Origin of the sequence: Streptomyces sp. NPDC058157 (assembly GCF_042884105.1) — a bacterium.
Taxonomy (GTDB): Bacteria; Actinomycetota; Actinomycetes; order Streptomycetales; family Streptomycetaceae; genus Streptomyces.
Map to the genome: position 1 here is coordinate 1 of NZ_JBHVUQ010000302.1, position 6,631 is coordinate 6,631.

Consider the following 6,631-nt stretch of genomic DNA (forward strand, 5'->3'; position numbering starts at 1 on the left):
GGGGGCTCCGCCCCCAGACCCCCGCGCCTCGATCTCCCCCAGCTACCGCTGGGAGGGGCCCCCAGGCGGGGCTGTACACAGCCCCGCCGGGGCCTCACCTGCCCGACGGGCTCGGCTTCGGCTGGGGCTTCGGTTTCGCGGGCTGCGCCGCAGGCTTCGGCTTCGGGCGGGGCTTCGGCATCTCCGGCGCCACCCACGGCGTGCGCGGCTGCATGTTCTCCGGGCCGCCCGGCGCCGGCTGCCCGACCGTCGCCAGGGCCTCCTTCGCCAGCGGCCCCCGCACCGGCGAGAAGACCGGGTTCGTCCGCTCGACCTCCTGCAGGTGGCGCCGCGCCGCCGCCTCGTCCCCGAGCCCCTGCTCGATCACCGCCCGGTGGTAGGCGAACTCCGCGCTCCGCAGCCCGGGTTCCGTGGCCTTCTTCGCGTACTCCAGTGCCTGCGCGTCGTCCCCGCCCCGGTGCAGCGCCCACCCCAGCGCGTCGGCCACCTGCACGCTCTTGTGCCGCTCCCACTCCGCCGACAGCCGCCGCACCGCCACCGCCGGATCCCCGTGGTCCGCCTCGAACAGGCCCAGCACCACCTCCTGGTCCACCCCGTCCGCCGTGCTCCGCGCCGCCAGCACCGACACCGCCTCGTACTGCGCCCGCGCCTCCTGCGGCCGCCCCAGCGAGTCCAGCAGCTCACCCAGCTCCAGCGCCAGCCGCGGCGACGGCGCACGCCCCAGCGCCATCCGGTACTCGCGCACCGCCTCCCCGCCCCGCCCCAGCGCCGCCAGTGCCCGCGCCCGGCCGCCCAGGGCCTCCGCCTGCGCCGGATCCGTGCGCTGGGCGGCCTCGTACTGGCGCAGCGCCTCGGCCGCGTCGCCCCGTTCCCAGGCCAGCTCCCCGAGCCGGAACAGCACGTACGCCTTCTCCGCCGGGGACTTCGCCGCACCCCCCGCCGACTCCAGCGCCACCACCGCGTCCTCGCGCCAGCCCCGGTCCCGGTACACCTGGGCCGCCCTCAGGTCCGCGGCCAGCCCCGGACGCAGCTCCTGCAGCTGCTCCATCGTCTTCTGGGCGCCCTTGTAGTCGCCCAGGCCCGTGTACGCGTCCACCAGGACCGGGTACGCCGTCCAGCGCCGCGGCGCCTGCGCCCGTACCAGCTCGCCCCACTTGCGGGCCGTCACGAAGTCGCCCCGGGCGCCCGCCAGCGCGCCCATGCCCGTCATCGCGTCGAAGTTGCCCTTCTCCGCGGGCCGGACCTCCAGGGACCGCTTCAGGGACCGCTCCGCCTTCGGGAACCAGCCGGAATCGGCCGTCCGCCGGGCCTGTTCCAGGTACGCCGAGCCGAGCACCGCCCACGAAGCGTCGTCGTCCGGATGCCCGGCGACCCACTTCTCCCGGTCCGCCACCAGCGCCGTCAGGTCCACCGCCGCCGCCGGGGCGCCCCTGCCCACCGCCGACGCGGCCCGTTCGCTCGGCCCCGGCGGACGCGCGTCGTCGCCCGAGCGGGCGGGGCGGATCAGCAGGGTCGCGGCGATCAGGACCACCGTCACCGCGGCCGCCACCACCGTCTTGCGGCCGGTGAAGGTCACGGGCGGCGCGGGCTGCGGGGAATGCTCGTCGAAACCGTCCATGCGCTCACTGTGCGTCAATATGAAGAGGCCGCCCGGGTGTCCGAAGCCCACCGCAACCGTGTTCACACCGATGGCCCCGACTGCCACTCTGACCCCATGGACGACGACCTCCACTCCCGGACCCCCGCTCTCCTCGCACGGCTGCGCGAAGGGCTGCCGCCCGAGGCGCTCCTGACGGACCCGCAGGTGACCACCTCGTACGCCACCGACATGGCGAGCTTCTGCCCCGCCGGAACGCCCGCCGTCGTCGTCCTCCCGAGGACCGTGGAGCAGGTGCGGCACGTGATGCGCACCGCGACCGCCCTACGCGTCCCCGTGGTCCCCCAGGGCGCCCGGACGGGCCTGTCCGGGGCCGCCAACGCCTCCGACGGCTGCATCGTGCTCTCCCTGGTGAAGATGGACCGGATCCTGGAGGTCTCCGCCGTCGACCGGATCGCCGTCGTCGAGCCGGGCGTGGTCAACGCGGTCCTCTCCCGTGCCGTCGCCGAACAGGGCCTGTACTACCCGCCCGACCCCTCCAGTTGGGAGCAGTGCACGATCGGCGGCAACATCGGCACCGCCTCGGGCGGGCTGTGCTGCGTCAAGTACGGGGTCACCGCCGAGTACGTGCTCGGGCTGGACGTGGTGCTCGCGGACGGCCGGCTGCTGCGCACCGGACGGCGCACCGCCAAGGGCGTCGCCGGATATGACCTGACCCGGCTGTTCGTGGGCTCCGAAGGCACCCTGGGCGTGGTCGTGGGGGCCGTCCTGGCGCTGCGGCCGGCGCCGCCGCGGCAACTGGCGCTCGCCGCCGAGTTCCCGTCCGTCGCGGCCGCCTGCGAGGCCGTCTGCGCCGTCATGGAGGCGGGGCTGGCGCCCTCGCTGCTGGAGCTGATGGACCGCACGACCGTCCGCGCCGTCAACGCCCTCGGCAAGATGGGCCTGCCGGACAGCACGGAGGCGCTGCTGCTGGCCGCCTTCGACACCCCGGACGCGCCCGCCGCCCTCGCCGCCGTCGGCGCACTGTGCGAGGCCGCCGGCGCGACCGCCGTCGTCCCCGCCGAGGACGAGGCGGAGTCGGAACTGCTGCTCCAGGCCCGCCGGATGTCCCTGACCGCCCTGGAGGCGCTGCGGCCCGCGACGATGATCGACGACGTCTGCGTGCCCCGGTCGCGGCTCGCCGAGATGCTGGACGGCACGGCCGCCATCGCCCGGGCGTACGGCCTGCTCATCGGCGTCTGCGCGCACGCGGGCGACGGCAACACCCACCCGGTCGTCTGCTTCGACCCCGCGGACGAGGACGAGGCGCGGCGGGCCCGCGAGTCGTTCGACGAGATCATGGCCCTCGGGCTGGCCCTGGGCGGGACCATCACCGGGGAGCACGGGGTCGGGGTGCTGAAGAAGGAGTGGCTCTCCCGCGAACTCGGGCCGGTCGGGCTGGAGATGCAGCGCGCCGTCAAGCAGGCCTTCGACCCGCTCGGACTGCTCAACCCCGGCAAGCTGTTCTGAGGAGGGCCGGGGGTCCTGGCGGCCGTCGGGGCTCACAGGTCACCGTCCGCGGACTCGTCGGAGGGCCACGGGTCGCGCAGCCACAGCTCGTCGGCCGGGGTCGGGGTGAGCAGCTCGGCCAGCGCCTCGTCGAGGCGGAGCCGCTCCGTCTCGGTCCCGGGCGGGACCACGCGCAGGGTGCGCTCCAGCCAGGCCGACACCGCGCCCGCCGGGGCCTCCAGGAGGGCGTCGCCGTCGGGGGAGCTGAGCGCCATGCACAGCACCGCCTCGCTGTCGATCTTCGTGGGCCAGATCCGGACGTCCCCGTGGCCGCAGGGGCGGAACACCCCCTCGACGAGCAGCTCGCGGGCGAAGGTCCAGTTCACCGGGGCGCTGGTGCCCGTGTGGAAGGTGATGTGCACGGCGTAGGGGTCGTCGGTCAGGTAGAGCAGCTTGGCGGGGACGCGGATGCTGCGCTCGGGGGACAGGATCAGCCTGAGCTCCAGCTCGCGCTCGATGACGGGGTGGTGGTGCACGGCGGCCTCACTTCGGTGCGTCGGTTGCGGACGTGGGGCGCGGATCGCCCCACGTAGGGGGAGAGCGCCGATGTGCCCGGGTATGACGCGACTTCCGGCACCGGTTTCGAGGTTGGCCGGAATCTGTCGGATGACCGGAATCGATGGGTTGGGGTGAGGGCCGGACCGGGGGCGGGGCGAGGTTCGCTCAAAGGCTTGGAATCTGCCGTTACCGGACCTGTCGGGAAGGGGTTCTTGGCTATGGTCCTCCCCTTGGGTCCTCCCCTGCACAAGCCTTGAGCCACGATCGGAGTTGGGGACATTGACGGCCTCCCCTGGTGACGGCGAGCACGCGGCCCGAGAGGGCTACTACCCCGATCCGTCCATCCCCGGGTACGTCCGGTACTGGAACGGAGCCGCCTGGGTCCCGGGTACGAGCCGTCCCGCCCCCGCCCCCGCCCCGGTGGAGGAGACGGGCCCCGTGTTCCTCGACGAGACCTCCGCCACCGGGGCCCTGCCGGACCCCGGCCCCGGCGCGGCGGCGACGGCCTGGCGGGGGGACGCGGAACGGGAGCGGGAGGGCGGGGGCTGGCAGGCGGACCCCGCGCACCAGGCGGGGTTCGGCGGGCCGCGTGACGTGCGGGTCTCCTGGGGCGGCCCGGAGCCCGAGGACGCCCGGCCCGGCGGGATCTCCCTGGCCCGCCCCGCGGCCGCCGCCCCCGCCCCGCCCGCCGCCCCCGCAGCACGGCGGCTGCCCGCGCAGGCCGCCGCCGAGAGCGTGGGCATCCTCTCGGCCCGCCCGCCGGCCTGGCCGTACGCCCCCGCGACGGGCGTCTCGGGCCTCACCTCCAGCTGGCCCGAGGCCACGGCCCCCGCGCCCGCCCCCGCGCCCGCCCCCGTTCCGCCGGAGCCCGGCCGGGGATGGAGCGCCGCCCCGGGCACGCCCGGGGACTCCGCCCGGGCGGCGGGGTTCCCGGATCCGGCGCGGTGGCCCGCCGGGGCGTCGGAGGCTTCGCCTCAGGCCCGGGCCGCGCGGGCTCCGGCTCCGGCTCCGGCATGGGCCGGGGATCCCGCGGACGGCGTCCGGGGGGCCGGTGTGCCTGCGGGGGACACGGGGCTTCGGGCCGCCGGGGCGTCGGCTCCGGCTCCGGCTGCGGCGGATGCCGCCCGGGCGGCGGGTGGTTCGGCTTCGGCTTCGGCTTCGGCTTCGGCGTGGGCCGGGGTAGCGGGGGAGGGCGTCCGGGGGGCCGGTGTGCCCGCGGCGGATCCGGGGCCGTGGGCCGCAGGGGCTCCGGCGTCGGCTGCGGCCCGGGCCGGGTCCCGGTATCCGGGCCCGGAGGGGGAGCCCGTGCAGGCGTGGGCCGGGGCTCCGGGGCAGGCTCCGGCGGATGCCGTCCGGGCTGCCGGCGGCGGAGCGGCGGGTCCGGCCCGGGAGCGGGCCGGCACGGCGGGGGAGTCCGACGGGAGGTGGTCCCCAGGCCCGGCGCACCCCGGCCCCGAGGAGGGGGCGGCGCACGGGCGGAGGCGGCCCGACGCTCCGGCGGGCGCCCGCTCCGGTGCGCACCCCGGCCCCGCCCCGGCCGGGCGGGCGGAGGCGCCCGCCGCGCACGCCCCTTCGTCCGGCCCCGCCCCGGCCCCGGGCGAGGACGCGCGGGCCGTCTTCGAGCGGATGGCCGAGCGGGCCGTGCGGCCCGCCGGGCTGGTGCGGCGGGGGCTGGCGAGGCTGCTGGACTCGCTCGTGCTCGCCGGGGTGGCCGTCGGCGTCGCGGCGCCCCTCGTACCCGGGGTGACGGCCCATCTCCAGGCCAAGGTCGACGCCGCCCGGGCCAGCGGCCGCACCACCACCGTGTGGCTGCTCGACGCCACCACCGCCGGCCGGCTGGGCCTCGTACTCGGTGCCCTCCTGCTGTTCGGACTGCTCTACGAGGTCCTGCCCACCGCCCGCTGGGGCCGTACGCCGGGCAAGAAGCTGTGCGGGGTGCGGGTGCTGGGCACCGCCACCCTGCGCCCGCCCGGCTTCGGCAAGGCCCTGCTGCGCTGGCTGGTGTACGGGCTGCTGGGGGTGCCGGGGAGCCTGTGGTGCCTGGTCGACCGCCCGCGCCGACGGGCCTGGCACGACAAGGCGGCCCGCACGTTCGTGACGCGCTGACGTCCCGGCGACGGCCCCGCCCCCGTGCGGCGGGGCCGTTATCCCCCGGACGGACGGCGCCGCGTTGCGGGTGGGGTGGGGCCGGGTTCGACTCGGGCCATGAGCACCGACCAGCCGCCGCCGGGCCAGCCGCCCGAGGACGACCCGTTCCTCAAGAAGCCGCAGGAACCGACGCCTCCGCCGGGCGGCCCGCCCTACGGCTCACCGCCCCCGGCCGGTGGCGGCGGCTATCCGGGGTACCCCGCGCCGCCCGGCGGGGGGTACCCGCCGCCCCCGCCGCCGCCCCCGCACGGCTACGGCATGCCCGACCCGCTCGCCGGCATGCCCCCGCTGGCGGACACCGGCAAGCGGCTCGTCGCGCGCCTCATCGACCTGGTGGTCGTGTTCGTCCCGCTCTGGCTGATCCTCTTCGCGGTCGGCTTCGCCCTCCCGGTGGACACCGACCAGAACGGCGAACTGACCGACTCCGCCTCCCGGTGGGTCACCGGCGCGGCCCTGCTGTGGTGGCTGGTCTACGTCGCGGCCTGGATCGTCTACGACTGGTTCTTCACCCAGAAGGACGGCCAGACCCTCGGCAAGAAGGCGATGCGGCTGCGGGTCGCCATGCTCAACGACGGCAGCGTGCCCTCGTCCGGCGCGGCCCTCGGCCGGGCGGCCGTCCTGTGGGTCCCCGCGTTCCTGTGCTGCGGGCTGTGGTGGGTCGTCGTGGGCATCTCGATCCTCGTCGACCAGCCCTACAAGCAGGGCCTGCACGACAAGGCGGCCAAGACCGTGGTGGTGTCGGTGCCCTGACCCGGACGCAGGCGCGGGGGGGGGGGGGGGGCCCCCCCCCGGCGGGCGCCCCCGGCGGCCGGCCGCGGCGGCGCGGGGGGGGGCCCCCCG

5 protein-coding genes are annotated in these 6,631 nt (G+C 77.0%); 3 read left to right on the forward strand and 2 right to left on the reverse strand.

The window, feature by feature from the left end:
• Positions 1-94: 94 nt before the first annotated feature.
• Complete coding sequence (locus ACFVXK_RS36290) at positions 95-1,618, reverse strand: tetratricopeptide repeat protein (RefSeq protein ID WP_389620917.1); 1,524 nt, start codon at positions 1,616-1,618, stop codon at positions 95-97.
• 96 nt (positions 1,619-1,714) lie between these two features.
• Between ACFVXK_RS36290 and ACFVXK_RS36295 the strand changes: the two genes are divergently transcribed.
• A complete protein-coding gene (locus tag ACFVXK_RS36295; RefSeq protein ID WP_389620919.1) occupies positions 1,715-3,106 on the forward strand; it encodes an FAD-binding oxidoreductase in 1,392 nt (463 codons plus the stop codon).
• 32 nt (positions 3,107-3,138) lie between these two features.
• Here the strand turns inward: ACFVXK_RS36295 and ACFVXK_RS36300 are convergent, their stop codons facing one another.
• Positions 3,139-3,621: an SsgA family sporulation/cell division regulator gene (locus tag ACFVXK_RS36300; protein WP_389620922.1), complete on the reverse strand. Its 483-nt coding sequence runs from the start codon at positions 3,619-3,621 to the stop codon at positions 3,139-3,141.
• Positions 3,622-3,922: 301 nt separating this feature from the next.
• On the opposite strand from ACFVXK_RS36300, the gene ACFVXK_RS36305 reads away from it, so the two are divergent.
• A complete protein-coding gene (locus ACFVXK_RS36305) occupies positions 3,923-5,749 on the forward strand; it encodes an RDD family protein (RefSeq protein WP_389620925.1) in 1,827 nt (608 codons plus the stop codon).
• Between the two features lie 99 nt (positions 5,750-5,848).
• Complete coding sequence (locus tag ACFVXK_RS36310; RefSeq protein ID WP_389620928.1) at positions 5,849-6,541, forward strand: RDD family protein; 693 nt, start codon at positions 5,849-5,851, stop codon at positions 6,539-6,541.
• Positions 6,542-6,631: the final 90 nt, after the last annotated feature.

What these genes read in the sequence shown, in the direction of transcription:
- ACFVXK_RS36290 (WP_389620917.1), bottom strand. Translation starts at nt 1,618, where the DNA reads ATGGACGGTTTCGACGAGCATTCCCCGCAGCCCGCGCCGCCCGTGACC.
- ACFVXK_RS36295 (WP_389620919.1), top strand. Translation starts at nt 1,715, where the DNA reads ATGGACGACGACCTCCACTCCCGGACCCCCGCTCTCCTCGCACGGCTG.
- ACFVXK_RS36310 (WP_389620928.1), top strand. Translation starts at nt 5,849, where the DNA reads ATGAGCACCGACCAGCCGCCGCCGGGCCAGCCGCCCGAGGACGACCCG.